The 21,489-nt window shown below is 69.9% G+C and carries 22 protein-coding genes; 6 read left to right on the forward strand and 16 right to left on the reverse strand.

The annotated features are described in order from the left end of the window. Positions 1-134: 134 nt before the first annotated feature. From OG266_RS02125 to OG266_RS02135, 3 genes are all read left to right on the forward strand, one after another. The gene (locus OG266_RS02125; protein ID WP_371542046.1) at positions 135-800 is read left to right on the forward strand and encodes a hypothetical protein; all 666 of its coding nucleotides are present in this window, start codon (positions 135-137) and stop codon (positions 798-800) included. 320 nt (positions 801-1,120) lie between these two features. Further along, entirely contained in the window at positions 1,121-1,834 is a 714-nt protein-coding gene (locus OG266_RS02130; protein WP_371542048.1) for an SDR family NAD(P)-dependent oxidoreductase, read from the forward strand. 27 nt (positions 1,835-1,861) lie between these two features. After that, positions 1,862-2,233 carry a hypothetical protein gene (locus OG266_RS02135; protein ID WP_371542051.1) on the forward strand — a complete coding sequence of 124 codons (372 nt, stop codon included), beginning with the start codon at positions 1,862-1,864 and terminating at the stop codon, positions 2,231-2,233. Positions 2,234-2,246: 13 nt separating this feature from the next. On the opposite strand, the gene OG266_RS02140 is transcribed toward OG266_RS02135, so the two are convergent. The 10 genes from OG266_RS02140 to paaN all read right to left on the reverse strand — a co-directional run bounded on the left by OG266_RS02140 (position 2,247) and on the right by paaN (position 11,982). Further along, positions 2,247-3,473, reverse strand: a complete 1,227-nt coding sequence (locus OG266_RS02140) for a glucuronyl hydrolase (RefSeq protein WP_371542054.1) — start codon at positions 3,471-3,473, stop codon at positions 2,247-2,249. 123 nt (positions 3,474-3,596) lie between these two features. Further along, positions 3,597-4,691: a 1,2-phenylacetyl-CoA epoxidase subunit PaaE gene (gene paaE / locus OG266_RS02145; protein ID WP_371542056.1), complete on the reverse strand. Its 1,095-nt coding sequence runs from the start codon at positions 4,689-4,691 to the stop codon at positions 3,597-3,599. Then, the gene (gene paaD / locus OG266_RS02150; RefSeq protein ID WP_371542059.1) at positions 4,691-5,212 is read right to left on the reverse strand and encodes a 1,2-phenylacetyl-CoA epoxidase subunit PaaD; all 522 of its coding nucleotides are present in this window, start codon (positions 5,210-5,212) and stop codon (positions 4,691-4,693) included. Before paaD ends, paaE begins: the two co-directional genes overlap by 1 nt. Continuing rightward, positions 5,206-6,042, reverse strand: coding sequence for a 1,2-phenylacetyl-CoA epoxidase subunit PaaC (gene paaC / locus OG266_RS02155; RefSeq protein WP_371542062.1), 837 nt, complete (start codon positions 6,040-6,042; stop codon positions 5,206-5,208). The genes paaD and paaC overlap by 7 nt, the downstream gene beginning before the upstream one ends. A gap of 14 nt (positions 6,043-6,056) precedes the next feature. Continuing rightward, on the reverse strand, positions 6,057-6,341 hold the full coding sequence (paaB, locus tag OG266_RS02160) for a 1,2-phenylacetyl-CoA epoxidase subunit PaaB (RefSeq protein WP_266471115.1): 285 nt from the start codon (positions 6,339-6,341) through the stop codon (positions 6,057-6,059). Then, positions 6,338-7,312 carry a 1,2-phenylacetyl-CoA epoxidase subunit PaaA gene (paaA, locus tag OG266_RS02165; protein ID WP_329543579.1) on the reverse strand — a complete coding sequence of 325 codons (975 nt, stop codon included), beginning with the start codon at positions 7,310-7,312 and terminating at the stop codon, positions 6,338-6,340. Before paaA ends, paaB begins: the two co-directional genes overlap by 4 nt. A 123-nt stretch (positions 7,313-7,435) precedes the next feature. After that, positions 7,436-8,302, reverse strand: a complete 867-nt coding sequence (locus OG266_RS02170; RefSeq protein ID WP_371542065.1) for a 3-hydroxyacyl-CoA dehydrogenase family protein — start codon at positions 8,300-8,302, stop codon at positions 7,436-7,438. Next, entirely contained in the window at positions 8,299-9,051 is a 753-nt protein-coding gene (locus tag OG266_RS02175) for an enoyl-CoA hydratase/isomerase family protein (RefSeq protein ID WP_371542067.1), read from the reverse strand. Before OG266_RS02175 ends, OG266_RS02170 begins: the two co-directional genes overlap by 4 nt. Beyond that, the gene (locus OG266_RS02180) at positions 9,048-10,268 is read right to left on the reverse strand and encodes an acetyl-CoA C-acyltransferase (protein ID WP_371542070.1); all 1,221 of its coding nucleotides are present in this window, start codon (positions 10,266-10,268) and stop codon (positions 9,048-9,050) included. Before OG266_RS02180 ends, OG266_RS02175 begins: the two co-directional genes overlap by 4 nt. Then, entirely contained in the window at positions 10,261-11,982 is a 1,722-nt protein-coding gene (gene paaN, locus OG266_RS02185; protein ID WP_371542073.1) for a phenylacetic acid degradation protein PaaN, read from the reverse strand. Before paaN ends, OG266_RS02180 begins: the two co-directional genes overlap by 8 nt. 243 nt (positions 11,983-12,225) lie before the next feature. Between paaN and paaI the strand changes: the two genes are divergently transcribed. The 3 genes from paaI to OG266_RS02200 all read left to right on the forward strand — a co-directional run bounded on the left by paaI (position 12,226) and on the right by OG266_RS02200 (position 14,664). Further along, positions 12,226-12,615 (forward strand): hydroxyphenylacetyl-CoA thioesterase PaaI, encoded by a 390-nt coding sequence (paaI, locus tag OG266_RS02190; RefSeq protein ID WP_371552614.1) that lies wholly within the window; start codon positions 12,226-12,228, stop codon positions 12,613-12,615. Beyond that, a complete protein-coding gene (gene paaK / locus OG266_RS02195; RefSeq protein ID WP_371542076.1) occupies positions 12,612-13,976 on the forward strand; it encodes a phenylacetate--CoA ligase PaaK in 1,365 nt (454 codons plus the stop codon). The genes paaI and paaK overlap by 4 nt, the downstream gene beginning before the upstream one ends. Positions 13,977-14,043: 67 nt before the next feature. Next, the gene (locus tag OG266_RS02200; RefSeq protein ID WP_371542079.1) at positions 14,044-14,664 is read left to right on the forward strand and encodes a TetR/AcrR family transcriptional regulator; all 621 of its coding nucleotides are present in this window, start codon (positions 14,044-14,046) and stop codon (positions 14,662-14,664) included. Positions 14,665-14,673: 9 nt separating this feature from the next. On the opposite strand, the gene pgm is transcribed toward OG266_RS02200, so the two are convergent. From pgm to OG266_RS02230, 6 genes are all read right to left on the reverse strand, one after another. Beyond that, the gene (pgm, locus tag OG266_RS02205) at positions 14,674-16,314 is read right to left on the reverse strand and encodes a phosphoglucomutase (alpha-D-glucose-1,6-bisphosphate-dependent) (RefSeq protein ID WP_371542081.1); all 1,641 of its coding nucleotides are present in this window, start codon (positions 16,312-16,314) and stop codon (positions 14,674-14,676) included. A gap of 93 nt (positions 16,315-16,407) precedes the next feature. Beyond that, complete coding sequence (locus tag OG266_RS02210) at positions 16,408-17,415, reverse strand: MASE1 domain-containing protein (protein WP_371542084.1); 1,008 nt, start codon at positions 17,413-17,415, stop codon at positions 16,408-16,410. 8 nt (positions 17,416-17,423) lie between these two features. Then, on the reverse strand, positions 17,424-18,305 hold the full coding sequence (locus tag OG266_RS02215) for a PP2C family protein-serine/threonine phosphatase (protein WP_266471151.1): 882 nt from the start codon (positions 18,303-18,305) through the stop codon (positions 17,424-17,426). Between the two features lie 88 nt (positions 18,306-18,393). Next, positions 18,394-18,765, reverse strand: coding sequence for a fic family toxin-antitoxin system, toxin component (locus tag OG266_RS02220; protein ID WP_371542087.1), 372 nt, complete (start codon positions 18,763-18,765; stop codon positions 18,394-18,396). Next, on the reverse strand, positions 18,762-19,019 hold the full coding sequence (locus OG266_RS02225; RefSeq protein ID WP_329543589.1) for a hypothetical protein: 258 nt from the start codon (positions 19,017-19,019) through the stop codon (positions 18,762-18,764). The genes OG266_RS02220 and OG266_RS02225 overlap by 4 nt, the downstream gene beginning before the upstream one ends. 113 nt (positions 19,020-19,132) lie before the next feature. Next, complete coding sequence (locus OG266_RS02230) at positions 19,133-21,172, reverse strand: DUF1996 domain-containing protein (protein WP_371542091.1); 2,040 nt, start codon at positions 21,170-21,172, stop codon at positions 19,133-19,135. Positions 21,173-21,489: the final 317 nt, after the last annotated feature.

Here is a 21,489-nt window from a genome sequence, read left to right on the forward strand (position 1 = left end):
CGAAGGGAACCCCCACCATGTATGACCACGACCCGACACATGACTCTTCGCCCGAGCCCACCCCCACGGTCAGGACCGGACGAGCCTCCCAGCCCTTCCCGCGGCGGATGCTGTCACGGAGAAGTGTGTGGACCATGGCTGCCGGGCTGGCGTGTGCGGTGGCCGGAGCCACCCTCGGCGGTACGTCCGCCGCCGCGGATTCCTCGTCGTCTCCTTCCATCGCGGCCACGACCTCGCCGACCCCGACGCCCACCGGACCCTCGGGCGGCGGCCCCGCGGCCGACCCGTCCGACGGCGGTGCAACCGGCATCGTCGACACCGTGTCCACCTCGGGCTTCACCATGACGACGGCGACGGGCGTGAAGGTGACGGTGACCGAGACCTCCGGCACGAAGACCACTGGAGCCTCGGCCAAAGCCGTGAAGGAGGGTGTGAGCGTCCTCGTCATCGGGGTGGTGGACAGCGCGGATATCGCCGCGACGCAGGTCGTCGTCCAGCGCGGAGGCGACGGCGGAGCAGCGGCCGCCGAAGCGGCAGGGGTGATCGCCTTCCAGCAGGGGACCCCGTCACCGGACAAGTCGGTCGGTCACATCCCTGACTACACCGAGGGTGAAGGGACGATCATCAACGGTACGACCGCGTACAAGGCGGTCAAGGCCGCGCAGGCCGTCGTCCCCGGAGGCATCAGCGACCGCGTGGTCGAACTGAGCGGCGGTGAGTACGAGGTCCACAACATCAGCGTCAACTGGCCGCACCACGTCTTCGTCGACAAGAACTTCAAGGTCGTCGGCTGGGAGTAGACACCGCCGCCACCGCAAGGGGTCTCAGGATCGAATCCTGCCGCCCCTTACTCCACCGCAGGCCGAAGGCCGTCTCCTCAGGATGAGGAGACGGCCTTCGCCGTTGCCCAAGCCACGTCGGGCAGGAAAACTCCGGCGCCCTCCCGCTGACATGGGCTGGAAGGCTGCGCCTTCCAACTGCGAGGAAGTCAGTCCTGGCCAGAGCCCTGTTGACCTTTGACTTCTCCACCCGGAACGACCTACCTTCGCGTTAGTCGACCGGTCGGCTAGTAATCGAAGGGCCGGTCGAGAAGCCCCACTCCCACCCGGAAAAGGTCATCATGAGCACTCAGAACCAGAAGGTCGCAGTCATCACCGGTGCCTCGCAGGGCATCGGCGCCGGCCTCGTCGACGCCTACCGCAAGCTCGGCTACGCCGTCGTCGCCACCTCGCGCACGATCGCCCCCTCCAACGACGCGGACGTCCTGACCGTCCAGGGCGACATCGCCGACCCCGCCACCGCCGAACGTGTCATCGCCGCCGGTGTCGAGCGGTTCGGACGTATCGACACCCTGGTCAACAACGCCGGCCTCTTCGTCGCCAAGCCCTTCACCGACTACACCGGGGACGACTACGCCGCCGTGACCGGTGTGAACCTCGCCGGCTTCTTCCGGATCACTCAGCTGGCCACCGAGCACATGCTCGCCCAGGGCGGCGGCCATATCGTCAACGTCACCACCAGCCTGGTGGACAACGCCAACTCCAATGTCCCCTCCGTGCTGGCCTCGTTGACCAAGGGCGGCCTGCAGTCCGCCACCAAGTCCCTCGCCATCGAGTACGCCACGCGCGGCATCCGCAGCAACGCCGTCTCACCGGGCACCATCAAGACCCCCATGCACCCCGAGGAGACCCATGAGGCCCTCGCCGCTCTGCATCCGGTCGGCCGGATGGGCGAGCAGAGCGACATCGTCGACGCGGTGATCTACCTGGAGAACGCCCCGTTCGTCACCGGCGAGATCCTCCATGTGGACGGCGGAATGAGCGCCGGCCACTGACCCGACTCCGGCAACAGGAGAAGCCTGATGAGCAGCACGACAGACAGTGAAGCGATCCTGCGCGGCGTTCTCGACCGGTGGAAGGCGGCCGTCGACGCACACGAACCGCAGCAGGTCGCCGCACAGTTCACCGAGGACGCGATCTTCCAAGGACTGCACCCGTACAGCGTCGGAAGGCCGGGGATCGCCGCCTACTACGACTCCCAGCCCATCGGGATGGCGGCCGCGTACCGGATCCTCGAAACCAGACGCCTCGCCGACGACCTCGTACTCGGTTACCTGGACGTCGACTTCTCGTTCACCGACCGCCCCACCCTCGGGCTCAAGCTCGGCGTACTGGTGAAGCGCGTGGAGGAGGGCTGGTACATCACCCACTACCAGGTCTCCCGCCTCGACTAGAGGCCGTCAGTACTCAGAGTGCGGACAGGTCGATCGCCCGGTCGACGTCCTGCGGCTGCAGCACGCGCAGGATGCCTTCCAGCAGGTAGTAGTCGGCGTAGGGAAGCGAGATCTCGATCCCGTCCTCGGCCGGCCGGTTACGGGTGCAGCGGGCGACGACCGCCTCGGCGCGGGAGGACTTGTCCGTCAGGCAGGTCTGTGACAGCGCGGTGAGTATCCGGAGCGCGACCGAGCGGTAGTCCTGCCTGCCCGTTACGGCGGACAGGTCGAGAAGGCCGCAGGCCATGATCGCGCCGGCTGAGGCGTCCTTGATGTCGTGGGGCTGCTGCGGTGCGCGGTAGTCCCACACAGGGACGTGGTCAGCGCCCAGCGCGCCCACCGCGAAGTCGGCGAGTTTGCGTGCGGTGGCCAGGAACTGCCGGTTCCCGGTCCGGCGGTAGATCGTGGTGAATCCGTACAGCCCCCACGCCTGTCCGCGCGACCAGCACGAGGTGGGGCTATAGCCCTGCACGGTGCCCGGGCCGATCTGCGCTCCGGTGGCCGGGTCGAAGTCGAATACGTGCGGGGTCGATCCGTCCGGTCTCGGGAACACCTGCTGAGCGGTCTTCGCGTGCTCCACGGCGATGTCGAGATATTTGCCGTCGCCGGTCTGCCGGCTGGCGAATGCCAGCAGGTCGAGATTCATCATCGTGTCGATGATGACGCGGCCCGCGTTGTTCGGATCATTCAGTGCGCCCCACGCCCGGATGAAGCGCCCGCGCGGGTTGTACCGCTGGATCAGCGAATCGGCCGCCTGTAAGGCACCGGCCCGCCAGGTGTCGCCACCCGTCAGACGCCATGCGGTCACCCACGACGGTGAGAACAGGAATCCGAGATCGTGCGTGCCTGTGTCGTACTGGCGGGGGGCGAGCTTTTTCGCCGAGTCGAGCGCCAGTGTGCGGAAGGCGTCGTCCTTGCTGTAGAGCCATGCCATCCAGAGCGTTCCCGGCCAGAATCCGCCGACCCAGTCACCGTTCTGGGAGTAGGTCCACTTCTCGAACTTCGTCCCGACGGGAAAGGCGCTCACTCCGGGCGCGACGGCACGGATCTTGTCCACCGCGTAGTCGGCCGCCGCGCGCAATGTGCGCGCGGTCGCCGCCGGTGTCCGATCGGCCGCCGCCTGTGCGGCCTGCGGTGCGGAGGCGTACGCCGCCGTAACACCGGCCGCCGAAGCCAGCACAGTTCGCCGGGGAATGCTCACGGTCGCCTGCCTCTCCAACTGGTCAGCCCTGTAAGGGAGTTGGAGGAGTTTTACACGGCAGCCACGCCGACGTACACCCATATGACATGAGTTCAGGTCTGTGAACGCGGGCTCCCGCGTCGCTCAGCTGTCGTAGTCGACGGTCAGCGTGTCGGAGACGGGGAACGTCTGGCAGGTGAGCACATAGCCGGCATCGACCTCGGCGGGTTCGAGCGCGTAGTTGCGGCGCATGTCCGCGGTGCCGTCCGTGACCAGTGCCCGACAGGTGCCGCAGACACCGCCCTTGCAGGCGAAGGGCAGGTCGGGGCGGGACTTCTGGGCGCCGTCGAGGATGACGCGGTCCCGGGGCAGGGCGGAGGTGGTGGAGCGGCCGTCGAGGGTGATGGTGACCTTGCTGACGGGGCCGTCGTAGGCGGTGTCGACATGACGGACGGGTTGTACGGGCTCGTCGTCGGCGTAGAACAGCTCCTGGTGGACGTGTCCGGCGGGAACGCCGAGTCCGGCGAGGAGCTCCTGGGCGTCGCGGACCATGCCGTGCGGGCCGCACAGCCACCAGTGGTCGGCGGCCTTCGCGTCGACCAGGGCGTCGATGAGCGTGGCGAGCCGGTCGGCGTCGAGGCGGCCGGAGAGGATCTCCGCCTCGCGCGGTTCGCGGGACAGGACGTGCGCCAGCTGGAACCGGCCCGGGTAGAGGTCCTTCAGGTCGGCGAGGTCGTCGGCGAACATCACGGTGTCGGTGCGCCGGTTGCCGTAGAAGAGCGTGACGCGTGAGCGGCTGTCGGCGGCGAGGACGGACTCCGCGATGGACAGCATCGGGGTGATCCCGGAGCCCGCGGCGATCAGGACGTGGTGGCCGGGTTGCGACAGGTCGGGCGTGAAGGCACCGGTCGGTGCCATCACCTCGACGGTGTCTCCGGGGCGGACGTCGTGCACCAGCCAGGAGGAGAACAGCCCGCCGGGGACGACTCGTACGCCGATGCGCGGCCGCGCACCCACGGGAGAGCAGATGGAGTACGAGCGGCGCTCGTCGCGTCCATCGACCTCGCGGCGGAGCGTGAGCGACTGGCCGGGCCGGTACGCGAACTCCTCGGCGAGGTGCTCGGGAATGTCGAAGCTGATGGCCGCCGCGTCCTCGCACAGCGGCTGGACCGCGGTGACCCGCAGCGCGTGGAAGGCCGGGCGGCGGCGGGCCTGGTGGGTCGGGGCCGGGGCGGTCATCAGATCTCCTTGACGTACTCGAACGGCTCGCGGCAGGCGCGGCAGCGCCACAGCGCCTTGCAGGAGGTGGCCGCGAAGCGCGAGGTCTCCTCGGTGTCGGCCGATCCGCAGCGGGGGCAGGCCACCGCGCGCCTGAGGGGGGCGAGCGTCAGTGGCACGGGCCCGGGAGCGTGCCGGGGCGCGGCGCCGGGCGGCGCGATGCCGTGCTCGGCGAGCTTGCGGCGGCCGTCGGGGGTGATCCAGTCCGTGGTCCACGCAGGGTCGAGCACGGTCCGGATCTCCACCCGGGCGAACCCGGCGTCCTGCAGCCGCGCGGCGACCTCGGCGCGCATCTCGGCCATGGCGGGGCAGCCGGAGTAGGTGGGCGTCAGGCTCGCGACGACGGTGCCGTCCGGGCCGACCTCGACATCACGCAGTACGCCCAGGTCGGCGAGGGTGAGCATGGGCATCTCGGGGTCGGGCACCTGCTCGGCGATGCGCCGGGCCCGCCGTGTCTCGGCCGAGGCCAGTACGGTCACCATGTCGCCTCCGGGTGGGCGCGGGCTACGCTCTGGAGCTCGGCGAGCAGCGGGGCCAGATGTTCGGTGTGGTCGCCCTCGCGGCCGTGTCCCGGCACCGGTGCCGCCTCGGGCAGGACGAGCCCGGCGGCGTCGGTGACCTGGCGAAGCACGGCCAGCACTTCGTCCCGTACCTCCGCCGCTCCCTTGAAGAGTTCGTCCGCGTAGGGGGCGACATCGGCAAGCGCGTCGCGCATCCGGCGCCGCGACTCCTCGGTGCCGTCGCCCAGCCGTACCGCCCACTCGGCGGCGTACTGCCGGTGATAGGTCAGTTCCTTGACGCCCTTGGCGGCGATGGCGGCCAGCACCGGGTCCGGTGTGGTGACGGCGAGCCGCTCGAAGACGGCCAGCCGCCAGGAGGACAGCACCAGAAGCCGGGTGATGGTGAACGCGAAGTCACCGCCCGGCAGTTCGGCGAGCCGGACGTTGCGGAAGTCGTCCGCGTGGCGGAAGTAGGCGTAGGCGTCCTCGCCCCGGCCCGTGCCGTCCACCTGCCCGGCACGCGCGTACAACAGGCGGGCCTGGCCGAGCAGATCGAGCCCGATGTTGGCCAGCGCGACCTCCTCCTCCAGCTCGGGGGCGCGGGTGCACCACTGCGCCAGCCGCTGTGCGCCGACCAGTGCGTCGTCACCGAGGGCCAGGCAGTACGCGGCCAGCTCCCCGGCGTCGATCCCGTCGGGGACGGTCTGGTCGACGCCGTGCAGCGGATCCTCGAAGCCGGTGCCGAACGCCCAGCGGGCGTCGCTGTCGTCGTGTCCCTCGGCCAGGGACAGGTAGACGTGATCGTCACTCATGTCGTCTCCTGTTCCTAGATGTGCGGGACGTCGTCGGGGATGTCGTAGAACGTGGGGTGCCGGTAGACCTTGTCGGCGCTGGGGGCGAAGAACGGGTCCTTCTCGTCGCGCGTCGAGGCGGCGATGTGTTCCGAGCGCACCACCCAGATGGACACACCCTCGTTGCGCCGGGTGTACAGGTCGCGGGCGTGGGTGAGGGCCATGCGGTCGTCGGCGGCGTGCAGTGAGCCGACGTGGACGTGGTTCAGGCCGCGCTTGCCGCGTACGAAGACCTCGTACAGGGGCCAGTCCTGCGTCATGCCGCCGCTCCTTCTGCCGCTGTTGCCTGTGCGCGCGCTGCCTGCTTCGCCGCGTACGCGGTCGCCGCCTCCCGGACCCAGGCGCCCTCCTCATGGGCGGCCCGGCGCCGGCCGACCCGCTCGGTGTTGCACGGCCCGTCGCCCTTGATCACGCGCTGCAGTTCGGACCAGTCGGGGGTGCCGAAGTCGTGGTGGCCGCGTTCCTCGTTCCAGCGCAGCTCCGGGTCGGGGAGCCGCACGCCGAGCTTCTCGGCCTGCGGGACGGTCATGTCCACGAAGCGCTGGCGCAGTTCGTCGTTCGAGTGCCGCTTGATCTTCCAGGCCATGGAACGGGCCGAGTTGGGAGAGTCGTCGTCGGGCGGGCCGAACATCATCAGCGACGGCCACCACCAGCGGTCGACGGCTTCCTGGACCATCTCCCGCTGGGCCTGCGTGCCGCGCATCATCGTGAGCAGCAGCTCGTACCCCTGGCGCTGGTGGAAGGACTCCTCCTTGCACACCCGCACCATGGCCCGCGCGTACGGCCCGTACGAACAGCGGCACAGCGGCACCTGGTTGCAGATCGCCGCCCCGTCCACGAACCAGCCGATCACCCCGACGTCGGCGAAGCTCGGCGTCGGGTAGTTGAAGATCGACGAGTACTTCTGCCGGCCCTCGATCAGCGCCTCCGTCAACTCCGCCCGGTCGGCGCCCAGGGTCTCGGCGGCCGAGTACAGATAGAGCCCGTGCCCGGCCTCGTCCTGCACCTTCGCGAAGAGGATCGCCTTGCGGCGCAGCGACGGCGCCCGGGTGATCCAGTCGCCCTCCGGCTGCATGCCGATGATCTCCGAGTGGGCGTGCTGCGCGATCTGCCGGATCAGGGTCCTGCGGTAGCCGTCGGGCATCCAGTCGCGGGGCTCGATCCGCTGGTCCTTCTCGATCGTGGCGTCGAAGTCTTCTTCCAGGCTCGTCGCCTGTGTGCTGCTGGTCATCGACATCCCCACTCCCCTACCGACCATTCGTTCGGTTCCTAGTCTGATGCCTTTTCCCCTGCTGGGCAAGCCCTCTCATCGCCATGGTCTCCTCATGGCCCTTCCTCATGCCTTGTCCGTCGGTCAATCCCACGTGTAGAACCCCTGTCCCGTCTTGCGGCCCAGCTCGCCGCGGGCGACCTTCTCGCGCAGCAGCCGGGGCGGTGCGAAGCGCTCGCCGAGGGTGCTGTGCAGGTACTCGGCGATGGCCAGGCGGACATCGAGTCCGACCAGGTCGGTCAGCCGCAGCGGTCCCATCGGGTGCTTGTAGCCGAGGCGCATGGCGTCGTCGATGGCCTCCGGCTCGGCGACACCCTCCTCGACCATGCGGATCGCCTCCAGGCCAAGGGCCAGGCCGAGGCGGCTGCTGGCGAAGCCGGGTGAGTCGTTGACGACGACGTCCTTCTTGCCGAGGGCGTGGGTCCAGTCCAGGGCGGCGCGGACGACGCCGGCCTCGGTCTGCGGTGCGACGACGATCTCGACCAGTTCGGAGGCGGGCACCGGGTTGAAGAAGTGCATGCCCAGGAAGCGTCCGGGCCGGGTGAGTACGGAGGCGAGTTCGGTGACCGACAGGGAACTGGTATTGGTGGCCAGCACGGTCGTCGGGCTCACCGCCTTTTCGGCCAGGGCGAGGAGCCGGGCCTTGAGCGCGGGGTCCTCGGGAACGGCCTCGATGACCAGCTCTGCCCCTGTTGGCAGGTGCTCCACCGAATCCGCCGTCGTGACGCGGGCGAGTACCTGCTCGGCGGGCTCGGTGAGCTTTCCCCGCTCTGCGGCCCGTTTCAGGCCGGTGGCGACACGGTCCAGCGCGGCGGCCGCGGCTGGCCCGCCGCTCTCCACGACGGTCACGGACGACCCGGCCGCGGCGAAGGACTGCGCGATACCCGCGCCCATGCGGCCGCCGCCGATGACGCCGACGACCGCGGGTGCGGAGGGGGGTGCGGTGGTCATGCCCGGCTCCTCTTCTCGATGAAGCGTGTCATCCGGTCCTTCTTGTCCTGGCCCTCGAAGAGCACGGCCTGCGCGAGGTCGTCGGCCACCGGGTGGGCGCCGGGCGAGTCGACGACCAGCTTGGTCAGCCGCAGGGCCGTGGCCGATGAGCGGGCCATGCGGTCGAGCAGCGCGTGCGCCTCGTCCAGCAGCTTGTCCGCCGGTACGACGTCGATGACCAGCCCTGCGGCCAGTGCCGCCGGTGCGTCGAGGTTCCGTCCGGCGAGCAGCACCTGCTTGGCGACCGACTCGCCGACCAGTTCGGGCAGCCGCCAGCAGGCGCCGGCCGCGGCGAGGATGCCGAGCCCGGGTTCCGGGTTGCCGAAGACGGCGTCCGGTCCGGCGATACGGATGTCGCAGGCGTACGACAGTTCCGCACCGCCGCCCAGCGCCCAGCCGTCGACGGCGGCGACGGTGGGCATCGGCAGTCTGCGGACCCGCTCGAACAGCCGGCTGTTGATGCCCCGCAGTGCCTCGTCCCGTCCGCGCCGCAGCAGCTCCGCGATGTCGGCGCCGCCTGCGAAGACGCCGCCGTGGCCGGTGAGCAGCAGCAGTTTCGGGTCCTGCTCCAACAGGTCGCAGACGGCGTGCAGTTCGCGGATCATCAGGCCGCTGATCGCATTGCGGGCCTCGGGGCGGTACAGGGTGACGACGACCCGGTCCTCGCGCTCCTCGACCAGCAGCGTCTCGTACTCGTACTTGGTGCTCATACGCGCTCCACCAGCATCGCGATGCCCTGTCCGACGCCCACGCACAGCGTGGCCAGGCCGCGCCCGGCGTCCTCGCGCTCCAGCCGCCCGAGCAGCGTGAGCAGGATGCGGGCGCCGGAGCAGCCCAGCGGGTGGCCCAGGGCGATGGCGCCGCCGTCGGCGTTGACCTTTGCCTCGTCGAGCTTGAGGCGGCGGACGACCGCCAGTGCCTGGGCGGCGAAGGCTTCGTTCAGCTCGACCGCGTCCAGGTCACCGGTCCCCCAGCCGGCGCGGGCGAGCGCCTTCTCGGTGGCGGGCACCGGGCCCAGGCCCATGACGTGGGGCTGCACCCCGACCGAGGCGGAGGTGACGATCCGGGCCCGCGGGGTGAGCCCGTACCGCTCGACGGCCGCCGCGCTCGCCACCACCAGGGCGGCGGCGCCGTCGGACAACGGCGAGGCCGAGCCTGCGGTGACGATGCCGTCCTTGCGGAAGATCGTGCGCAGGGAGCCGAGCTTCTCCAGCGTCGTGGAGGGGCGCGGGCCCTCGTCACGGGTCACCTCGCCGTCCTTCACCGGCACCGGCACGATCTCGCGGTCGAAGCGGCCCGCCTCCTGAGCGGCGACCGCCCGCTGATGGCTGCGCAGCGCGAAGGCGTCGGACTCGGCGCGGGTGATGCCGTCGAGCGCGGCGACCTCCTCGGCCGTCTCGCCCATCGACAGGGTCGTCTTCCCCGCCTCGCCCGTGGAGGGCTTGTCCTCGGCGGTGAAGCGCGGATTGGTGAAACGCCAGCCCAGCGAGGTGTCGTGCACCTCCCCCGGCTTCGCCCACGGAGTGCCGGGCTTGGCCATCACCCAAGGCGCGCGAGTCATCGACTCCACGCCGCCCGCGACGACCAGGTCGGCCTCCCCGGCCCGTATCGCCTGGGCGGCCGAGGCCACGGCGGTGAGTCCCGAGGCGCACAGCCGGTTGACGGTGTAGCCGGGCACGGTGTGCGGCAGCCCGGCAAGCAGCACGGCCATCCGCGCCACGTCCCGGTTGTCCTCACCGGCCTGGTTGGCGGCACCGAGGATCACCTCGTCCACCGCCTCCCCGGGAATTCCGGCGCGGCGGACCGCCTCACCGACCACCAGGGCCGCCAGGTCGTCCGGGCGTACGGAGGCCAGGGCGCCGCCGTAGCGGCCCTGCGGGGTGCGGGCGCCGTCGATCAGATAGACAGCGTCACGGAGTTCAGGCATCGGCGCTCTCCTCGGCAGCGACCGGGGCGACGGGCCGGCGCGACTGAAGCGTCGCGAAGCGGCCCGTCACGAACGCGGGATCCGACAGGGTGGCGCTGGCCGCCGGGTTGGCGGCGCTGCCGTGGAAGTCGCTGAACGCGGCGGACTGGTTGACGAAGACACCGCCGGTGAGGTTCTCCGAGAGATGCACTCCCGCGTCCAGGGCCGCCAGCTCGGCGGCGTCCAGCACCTGTTCGCTGGTGGAGTGGACGGCGGCGGTCAGCGCACCATGGGCGCTCACCGTCTCGCGCAGGATCCGCAGACTGTGCTCGGTGGAGTCGGTGCCGATGACGAAGGAGACAGGGCCGAACCACTCACGGGTGTACGTCTCCCGGTCGGCCTCCGCGTCCAGCCGGGCCACCAGCGGCGTACGGATGACGGCCTTGGGGTGCTCGGGGTGTTCGACGGGCGCCGACGCACGCACCGTACGGCCGACCACCGCGGCCCGGTCCAGGCGCTCGCGTACGCCGTCGTTGACGATCGCGCCGAGGGTGCCGGCGGCGCGGGCCGGGTCGCCGAGCAGCTTGTCCAGTGCGGCGGAAAGGTCGGCGGCGAACTCGTCGGCGGTCCGTACGCCCTGGTCGGTGGTGATGCCGTCGCGAGGGATCAGGAGGTTCTGCGGGGTGGTGCACATCTGACCGCTGTAGAGAGACAGCGAGAAGGCCAGGTTGCCCAGCAGCCCGCGGTAGTCGTCGGTGGAGTCCAGGACGACGGTGTTGAGGCCTGCCTTCTCCGTGTACACGGCGGCCTGGCGGGCGTTGCTCTCCAGCCAGTCGCCGAACTCCGTCGAGCCGGTGAAGTCGATGATCCGGACGTCGGGGTGCAGCGCGAGGCAGCCGGCGCTCCGGTCTCCGGGTTCCTCGGCGGCGAGGAGCACCACGTTCGGGTCGAAGCCCGCCTCGGCCAGCACCTGGCGGGCGATCCGGACGGTGATGGCGAGCGGCAGGACGGCGCCCGGGTGGGGCTTGACCACGACCGGGTTGCCGGTGACCAGGCTGGCGAAGAGGCCCGGATAGCCGTTCCAGGTCGGGAAGGTGTTGCAGGCGATCAGCACCGCCACCCCACGCCCCACCGGCGTGAACTTCTTGTCCATCACCAGGGGGCCGCCCTTGCGCTGCGGCTTGCTCCAGCGGGCCGCGCCCGGGTGCCGCTTCTGCTCCGCCCAGGCGTACGCGACCGCTTCCAGACCGCGGTCCTGGGCGTGCGGGCCACCTGCCTGGAAGGCCATGACGAAGGCCTGGCCGGTGGTGTGCTGCACGGCGTGCGCGATCTCGAAGCTCGCCGCGTTCAGCCGCGCGAGGATCTCGGCGGCGACACCGGCACGGGTGTCGGGGTCCGCCGCACGCCAGGGGCCGGTGGCTGCCTTCCCCGCGGCCACCGCCTCGTCGACCGTGACACGGGGGTAGGTGATGCCGAGAGCGAAGCCGTACGGCGAGGTCTCGGTGGCCGGCACGCGCCTCTCGCCGGGGTGGCCGGCCAGCTCGAAGTGCCCGCCGAGCTGGTCCTGGAAGGCGGCTTCCCTGTTCTTCGCGGCGTCCTCGCCGTAGACCGACTTGCTGGGTGACTCCGGATAGGGCGTCCAGTGGTCCCGGGCCGCCGTCGCGGCGACCGCCTCTTCCAGCAGCGCGCGGTGGCGTGCGAAGAAGTCGGGGCCCTCGGGGCTGTTCTGGGGCATGCGTTCCACCTCTTGACAGGCAGTGGTGATGCTGGATTACTTGGCCGTGCCGAACGCTAACCGAATGTTCGGTCGGTCCACAAGGTGGTGGAAAAGGTGACGCAGACCACTGAGACGGCTTCGAGCCCGACGGAGGGTCCGCCGACGAAGGCCTCAAGCACGGCGGAGGCTTCAGATCCCGCGGAGGCCTCAAGTCCCGCGGACGAGGCAGGGCCCGCTGAGGCTTCAAGCCCGACCGAGAAGATGTTCGCCGCGGACGAGGCGTCCAGGGCTCTCGGCATCGAGCTCCTCGAGCACGGCGAAGGGACCGCCGTACTCCGGATGACCGTGACCCCGTCGATGGTCAACGGGCACAGCATCGCTCACGGCGGTTATCTGTTCCTGTTCGCCGACACCGCCTTCGCCTGTGCCTGCAACAGCCACGGCCCGGTCACCGTCGCGGCCGGGGCCGACATCGACTTCGTCGCCCCGGCGCACGAGGGCGACGTACTGGTGGCGACCGCACGGGAGCGGACCCGGTTCGGCCGCAGCGGCATCTACGACGTGAGCGTTCTGCGCGGCGACAAGGTGATCGCGGAGTTCCGCGGGCGCAGCCGCAGTATCAGAAGCACGAAGACGAAGGAGTCTCCATGAGCAGCGAACAGACGGCTTCGGCGGCCCCGCCGGTTTCGGCGCCCGTAGGAGCGCGCCTGGGAGAGCCGCTCCCCGAAGAGCTGCTGGACGCCGCCGAGCGGCTGACCCGCGAGGAGCTGCGAGAGCATCAACTCCGGTTGCTCCAGGGCACTTTGCGGCATGCGTACGACAATGTCGAGCTGTACCGGCAGAAGTTCGACGCGGCCGGAGTCAAGCCCGGGGACTGTCACACGCTTGCGGACCTGGCCCGGTTCCCCTTCACCACCAAGGCGGATCTGCGGGACACGTACCCCTTCGGCATGTTCGCCGTCCCCATGGACCAGGTCCGCCGCATCCACGCCTCCAGCGGCACAACCGGCCGCCCGACCGTCGTCGGTTACACCGAGAACGACGTGTCGATGTGGGCCGATGTCGTCGCCCGCTCCATCCGTGCCGCCGGCGGCCGCCCGGGCCACAAGGTCCATATCTCGTACGGCTACGGCCTGTTCACCGGCGGCCTTGGCGCGCACTACGGCGCCGAGCGCGCGGGATGCACCGTGATTCCCGCCTCCGGTGGCATGACCGCCCGCCAGGTGCAGATCATCCAGGACTTCAAGCCCGAGATCATCATGGTCACCCCCTCCTACATGCTCACCCTTCTCGACGAGTTCGAACGGCAGGGCATCGACCCGCGCACCAGCTCCCTCAAGGTGGGCATCTTCGGCGCCGAGCCGTGGACGGAGGAGATGCGCCGCGAGATCGAGGAGCGCATGGACATCCACGCCGTCGACATCTACGGCCTGTCCGAGGTGATCGGCCCCGGCGTGGCCCAGGAGTGCGTGGAGACCAAGGACGGCCTGCACGTGTGGGAGGACCACTTCTACCCGGAGGTCGTCGACCCGTTCACCGCCGAGGTGCTTGCGGACGGAGAGGAGGGCGAACTCGTCTTCACCTCCCTCACGAAGGAGGCGCTGCCGATCATCCGCTACCGCACCCGCGACCTGACCCGGCTGCTGCCCGGCACCGCCCGCCCCGCCTTCCGCCGCATCGAGAAGATCACCGGCCGCAGCGACGACATGATCATCCTGCGCGGGGTGAACGTCTTCCCCAGCCAGATCGAGGAGATCCTGCTGCGCACTCCCGGTGTCGCCCCGCACTTCCAGATCGAGCTCAGCCGGCGCGGGCGGATGGATCACATGACCGTCCGCGCCGAGGCCCGCCCCGGCGCCGGTACCGAACAGCGGGATGCCGCCTCCGCGGCGATCGGCAAGGGCATCAAGGACGGTGTGGGGGTGACCGTCGACGTGACGATCGTCGATCCGGAGACGCTGGAGCGCTCCGTCGGCAAGATCCGCCGGGTCAGGGATCTGAGGGAGCAGTGATTCCCGTGAGGAGCACCATGATGTCCGCCATTGGCACCCCGATCTCCGTCGTTGTCACAATGGCCGAGTGACCAGGACACCCGTGCAGAGCCCAGCCGGCCGCAACGGCCGCCCCGCCTACGACCGCGACTCTCTCCTTGAGGTCGCCGTCGTGGTCTTCAACGAGCGCGGCTACGACGGCACCGGCATGGAAGAGCTGGCCAGGCGCCTGGGCCTCAGCAAGTCGAGCATCTACCACCATGTGTCCGGCAAGGAGGAACTGCTCGAGCTCGCGGTCGGCCGGGCCCTGGACGCCCTCTTCGCCGTACTCGACGAGGACCAGGCCCCGGGCACCACGGCGACCGACCGGATGAAGCGCATCGTGCACCGCAGCGTCGAAGTCCTCGCCGCCGAGCTGCCCTACGTCACCCTGCTGCTGCGCCTGCACGGCAACAGCGAGGTCGAACAGCGGGCGCTCGCGAGACGCCGCGAGTTCGACCACCGGGTCGCCGAGCTGATGGCCCGAGCGGCAGCCGAAGGCGGCATACGGGCCGACATCGACCCGCACCTCGCCAGTCGGCTGCTGTTCGGCACCGTCAACTCCCTCGTGGAGTGGTACCGCCCCGACCGCGGCCTGTCGGTGAAAACGCTGGCCGACGCGCTGACCGCCATCCTCTTCGACGGACTGCACGGTCGGCCCACGAGCTGACCGGCGGTGTCAGCCGCCCAACGCCGCCGACACCACGGCCTTCGCCTCCTCCTGAACCTGGCGGAGGTGATCGGTGCCGAGGAACGACTCGGCGTAGATCTTGTAGACGTCCTCGGTGCCCGACGGACGGGCCGCGAACCAGGCGTTGTCGGTGGTCACCTTGATGCCGCCGATGGGCGCGCCATTGCCCGGTGCTTCGGTGAGTACCGCCGTGACCGCCTCTCCGGCCAAGGTGTCCGCGCTGACCTGCGCCGGCGAGAGCTTGGCGAGGAGGGCCTTCTCCTCGCGGGTCGCCGGGGCGTCGATGCGCTCGTACGCGGGTTCACCGAAACGTGCGGTGAGTGCGGCGTAGTGCTCCGACGGCGTCTTCCCGGTCACCGCCGTGATCTCGGAGGCAAGCAGGGCCAGGATGATGCCGTCCTTGTCTGTGGTCCACACCGAGCCGTCGCGGCGCAGGAAGGACGCGCCGGCCGACTCCTCCCCGCCGAACCCGAGCGAGCCGCTGACCAGCCCGTCCACGAACCACTTGAACCCCACCGGCACCTCGACCAGTTGACGGCCCAGGTCGGCGGCGACCCGGTCGATCATGCCGGACGACACCAGCGTCTTGCCGATCCCCGCGTCCGCGGGCCACTGCTCGCGGTGGGAGTACAGGTAGAGGATCGCGGCGGTGAGGTAGTGGTTGGGGTTCATGAGTCCGGCGTCCGGGGTGACGATCCCGTGACGGTCGGCGTCGGCGTCGTTGCCCGTGGCGATCTGGAAGCGGTCGCGCTGCTCGATGAGCGAGGCCATGGCGTAGGGCGAGGAGCAGTCCATGCGGATCTTGCCGTCCCAGTCCAGCGTCATGAATCGCCAGGTGGGGTCGGTGAGCGGGTTGACCACTGTGAGGTCGAGCGCGTGCTGTTCGGCGATGCGTCCCCAGTAGGCGACCGAGGCCCCGCCCAGCGGGTCCGCGCCGATGCGCACGCCGGCCGCCCGGATCGCGTCGAGGTCCAGCACCTGCGGCAGGTCTGCCACGTAGGTGCCGAGGAAGTCGTAGCGGCTGGTGCCGGGGGCGGCCAGCGCCCTGGCGTACGGGATGCGCCGTACGCCCTTCAGGCCTTCCGCGATGAGTTCGTTGGCCCGGTCCTGGATCCAGGCGGTCGCCTCGGAAGCCGCCGGGCCGCCGTTCGGGGGGTTGTACTTGAAGCCGCCGTCGGCGGGCGGATTGTGCGAGGGGGTGACCACGACCCCGTCCGCGAAGCCCGCGGACCGGCCGCGGTTGTGGGTGAGAATGGCGTGCGAGACCGCCGGTGTGGGCGTGTAGCCGTCCGCACTGTCGAGGAGCACCGACACCTCGTTGGCCGCGAACACCTCCAGGGCGGTGACCTTGGCGGGCTCCGACAGCGCGTGGGAGTCGGCGCCCAGGAAGAGCGGACCGTCGGTTCCCTGGCTCTCGCGGTACTCGCAGATCGCCTGGCTCGTCGCGGCGATGTGGTCCTCGTTGAACGCGGTCGTCAGTGAGGACCCGCGGTGCCCGGACGTGCCGAACGCGACGCGCTGGCCGGGCTCCGCGGGGTCGGGGTGCAGCGAGTAGTACGCAGTGACCAACCGGGCCACGTCGACGAGGTCCTCGGGGCCGGCCGGATCGCCCGCTCGCTCGTGCAGCATGGGCCCGCACCTCCACATCGGTAGTTCTCCGTTGGTAGTCCCATCTTTCCTCACCGGACTGCGCGGTCGCACCGTGCTGCGACGACCGGTGGCTCACGGCGCTCCCAGCTGTCGGCCATCGCCGTCCGCCGTAGGCGGCCTGGTCGAGGAGTTCCCGGCGGTGAGGTGTTCCAGTACTTGCACCAGTTCCTGGCAGGCCAGTTCCACGGACCGTCTCGTGTTGCGCTGCTCAGTGATCACGGCGGACAGCAGCAGAGCGGTCAGGGCCATGGATCCGTTGAAGGCCTGGAGCTTGATCATCAGCTCGGTGTCACTCAGGCCTGCGAACGGGCCGACCCCGTCGGTGGCCGCGACGGTGGCCATGACGGAGGCGAAGAGGGCGCACAGCACGCTGCCCCCGTGCTGAAAACGGAGCGCCGCCCAGACCAGCAGCGGATAGACGAGAAACAGCAGGCTGATCGGGCTGTGCGTGGCGAGCGGCACGAGGACGCAGGCGGCGAGAACCAGTAGCGCGGCTTCCTTCCACCGCATCGGGCGCAGGGGCGGGCGAATCCCGTACAGCATGAGAAGGACCGGGGTGACGATCAGGACACCCATCGCGTCGCCCACCCACCACGCCAGCCAGACCTGCCCGAAGCTGTCAGCGGCGATCTTGTCCGTGAGGACCAGAAGACCGACGTCGACAGTCGCGCTGATCAGCATGGAGCCGAGGGCCGCCAGAAACACCAGCGCGAGGCCGTCGCGCAAACGGCTGACGTCGATCCGGAAACCCAGTCTGCGCAGCATGAGGTACGCGCAGACCGGGGCGACGGTGTTGCCCACCACGATGCCGAAGGCAGAGGGCTGGAAGGAGGAGAAGGAAGAGATGGACAGGACGACCAGGAGGGCGCCGAGCGCGATCCCGAGCCAGGCACGGATCCCGAAGATCAACAGGCCGGCCACCGCCACACCCGTGGGCGGCCAGATGGGCGTGAAGATCGCGCCCTCGACCGTGAGCCGCCGCACGAGCCCCAGCCGTCCTGCCCCGAAGTAGCAGGCAGCCACTGCCAGCGTCTGGAGAGCGACGACGACCGGTCGACGCAGCTCGCGTGTACCCACCACAGCAGCTATCAGACACCGCCGCCGCCCCGTCGGCGAGGCGAGGCAGTGGCGCCGCGTCCCATGGACGTAGCGGCGGGCGCCTCGTGGCCGACCACCAGTACGGCCGCGTCGTCCTCGTGCCCCACGCGCTCGGCACCCTTGATCACCGCGGCGGCGAGCGAACCGGCCGACAGCCCGGCGACGGCGGCGATGCCCGCGAGCCGTACGACCTGATCGAGCCCCTCGTCGACGCTCATCGACGGGCCCTCGACGACACCGTCGGTCAGCAGCACGAACACTCCGCCGGTAGTGAGCCGGTACCGGGTCACCGGGTACTCCGTGCCCACCTGTATGCCGAGCGGTGGGCCCCCTTCGTCCTCGGTGACGCCGGATTTTCCGTCCGCCGTCGCCCAGACGCACGGTATGTGCCCGGCGCGTGCGCTCTCCAGTACTCCGGTGGACGGGTCGAGCCGCATGAATGTGCAGGTGGCGAAGAGGTCGGCGCCGATGGACAGGAGGAGGTCGTTCGTCCGGGCGAGGAGTTCTCCCGGCTCGCTGGTGACGGAGGCGAGCGCCCGCAGACCGACCCGGACCTGGCCCATGAACGCGGCCGCCTCGATGTTGTGACCCTGAACGTCACCGATGGAGAGCCCGATGCGGTCGTCGGGCAAGGTGAAGGCGTCGTACCAGTCTCCGCCCACGTTGAGGCCGTAGCAGGCCGGCGCGTACTCGACTGCCACGTCGAATCCGGGGGCGGTCGGCATGTCTCCCGGGAGCATGCCGCGTTGCAGCGCGATGGCCAGCTCGACCTGTGAGCGCTGGAACTCCGCGCGTTCACGCGCCTGGGCGGTCAGCGACCCGAGTCTGGTAAGCAGCTCGTCGCTGTCGTCCGTTGGTCGCTTGCGGGACATCGACCACCCCAGGAGGGAGCTGCGCCATCAAGACAAAAGGCCGTATTGCCAATCTATCGGATGATAACGACACAGCTGACCCGGCACCTCAGGGTTTCCAGGTGCGCAGGAACGCGGCGATCCTGGCTGCCGTGCAGCGCGGATCGTTCAGTTCGTGCGCGAGCGCGGTGAGCTGCTCACGGGTGGGGTCGACGGGGATGTTGCTCGCCTCGAGGTACATGACGGCAACCGCGCAGGCGACGGTGAGGTTCGAGCGCTCCAGCCAGCGGCAACGGCCCAGCGTGTGCACCAGGGCGGCCGCCCGGGCATAGGGGCCGTCGTAGACGGGGTGGTCGAGGAGTTCGCCACGGTGGCGGGCGACGGCGGCGACGGGCACGCCGTAGTCGTCCACGCCCGGGTCACGGCGGCCCGCCTGCTCGGCGACCTCCAGGATCCACGACTCGTCGATGTGCACGATCACGCGGCAGCGCCCGGCTCCGACTGGGCGTACGGCGCGTCGAACTGTCGCTCCAGATCGTCGAGGAAGCCGCCGTGTTCCTCGATGAAGCGCTGCGCGGCGGCCATACCGGCGGCGCGGGCACCCGTGGTGTCCTCGACGATGAGGCGCTCGACGTACCGGTTGAAGTCGAGTCCACGGGCGGCCGCGGCGTCCTTGCCCGCGGCGAGCACGTCGGGTTCCAGTCGGACCTGCGTCTGCTTCTTCGCGGTAGCCATGCGCCAAAGGTAGCAGGGTGGTAGCACCAATGGGGGCAGAACGCCCATGGAAACGGTGGCGGGGCCTGCCTGGGCAGACCCCGCCACCGTCCTTACGCCCTCCTGGGGCTGTGTCAGTACTGCCTGCGCCTCATGCGCAGAAGAAGCACGACACCTGCGAGCACGAAGACGCCGCCCAGCGCTGCCGGCCACAGTTGCGTGCCTGTGGCAGCCAGGCCGCCCTGGCCGCCCGCCTGCGGTTCGGTCTGCGAGGCTGCGGACGGGTCGTTCCCGGCGGTCGGCGGTGTCTGCACGGGGCTGCCGACCTCACTGCCGTGCTCGTTGTCCGAGCCGGAGTGGGACGACGGTGCCGCAGAAGGCGTCTCGACCTTGGGTTCCGCGTTGACAGGGGCGTCGGACGAGGCTTCGTCGGCCGGCTCCGAGCCCTGGTCACCGCCGTTGTCGCCGCCGTTGTCACCGCCGTTGTTGCCGGGCTCCTCGTTCCCCTGCCCGTCGGACGGGTCGTCCGCGCTGGGCGTCGGGGACTGCGGGGGTTCTTCGGAGGCGGGGGGCTGCTGCGGCTCCTCGGAGGCCGGGGGTTCCTGCGGCTCCTCGGAGGCGGGGGGCTCCTGCGGCTCCTCGGAACCGTTGCCCGGGTCCGCACCCGCACCGCACTGACGGCCGCTGTTGATGCAGTCGACCATCTCCTGCATGAGGCCCTCGTCGAAGACGTTGATGAAGTCTCCGTGGTCCGTGACCGGCTTGTGCTGCTGCTCGGGGAAGGAGTCCAGCGCGAACAACGGAGTCGTCCGGCCGCCGTCGTCCAGACTCGGCGCCTCGACGTCGTAGACGATGCGCTGCACCAGCTGCGGAATGGCACGGAACCCGCTGGGGCAGTTGCCCTGGGCGTCCGCGAAGGCCACGTGGGTGCGGTGGTTGGCGCTGTCGATGTTCGCGCCGTCCCAGCAGCTCTGGAACTTGAAGGTGCGGACCACATCGCTGCCCTGCGGGCAGACCGGGTACTTGTCCTTCAGCTGCCGGTCCTCGAACCCGGTGCAGCTCCACGACGCGTTGGCGTTGGCGTTGCCGTTGACGAACGCCTTGGCGTCACCGGTGATGATGCGCAGCAGCCGCGGCATGGCGGTGACCTCGCCCTGCGGGCTGCCGACGAACGTCAGCGTGACCTGCTTGGGCGTGACGATCTCACCGGCGTTGCCTTCGATTCCGCCCCCGGGGGTGGCGGCGTCCTGTTCCTGGGTTCCGTTCTGCAGCCTCACCACGGGCCAGTAGTAGGTCGACTTGTCGCCCGGGTCCTCACAGGTCGTGTCGCCGTTGGCCAGGTCGTCATCGCTGGCGAAGGCGTTGTTGGCCTGGTTGCCGACGTAGTCGTGCATGTGGTGGGCGCCGTTGGTGACGCCGGGGGCCACGATCACGTTGTCCGAGTTGAACAGGCCGTTGGCATTCACGCCGCAGCTGGTGACGAACTCGCCGCGGGAGGCGTTGTCCTGGTCCTGCGGGCTCTGCCCGCTCGGCTGGACCGAGTTGATGTCCGCGAAGTCCGCGGCCACGGGCCCGTTGCCGATCTGGCCGCCGTTGCCGCCCTGTTGGTCGCCCGCTCCGGCGTCGCCACCCTGGTTCTGGTCCTCACCGCCCTGACCGTCGCCGCCCGCGTCACCGTTCTCACCGCTGCCGGTCTCGTTGGCGGGAGCGATCAGTGCGCAGGTCGCAAGGGCTTCGAGTCCTTCCGGACGTTCCCCCGCGGCATCGATGGCGACCACGATGCGGTCGATCACCGCCGTCCGCTTCTCCGCCAGCGGATTCAGAATCTCGCTGTCGGCGACGTCGGCGCCCTGCTCGACGGCCTGCGCCTGGCCCTGCAGTTGCTGATAGGCCTCGGTGATCTGCTGGTCCAGGAGAGCGAGTTCCTTGTCGACGCTTTCCCTGGCCGCGTCCGGAACGGTGGTCAACTGACTGCCGACGTCAGGGCAGTCGATCGTGGCACCAGCCGAGGAGAGGACCTGATTGTTCTGGTCCGGCTCGCTGCCCGAACCGCTTTCGGTCGCCGAGGCGTAGACGTTGACCGTTACCAGCCCGGCTCCCCCCAGTATCAGCGCGACTGCGGCAGAGGTCGCGCGCCGTGCGCCTGTCGGGCGTCTGCGCGTGTTGCGTCTCAAGGAAGGGCTCCTACGCGTGATGGTCGGATCGGTATGGAAATCCCCCGCCCCAATACGCAGCCGCGCCCCGGTGTGTTCAAACAACTCATGGATTCATAGAAATCTCGTAGGGAGCAGCCGAAACCCCTGCCCCTGGCGCCACCGGCGGCGGACGGCGGGTGGCAGCGGGAGAGCAACTCGACGCCGATCGGCATCGGTTGGCGACCCACTGCCCCCGCGCCCGCCGGGACGCCGGATCGGACAGTCCGCCGGGAACAGCGGCATGGTGGTGGGAGGGGGCTTCTGAGGTGCGGAAATGTTCCCAACGACCAGCCGCG

The organism is Streptomyces sp. NBC_00554 (assembly GCF_041431135.1).
GTDB lineage: Bacteria > Actinomycetota > Actinomycetes > Streptomycetales > Streptomycetaceae > Streptomyces.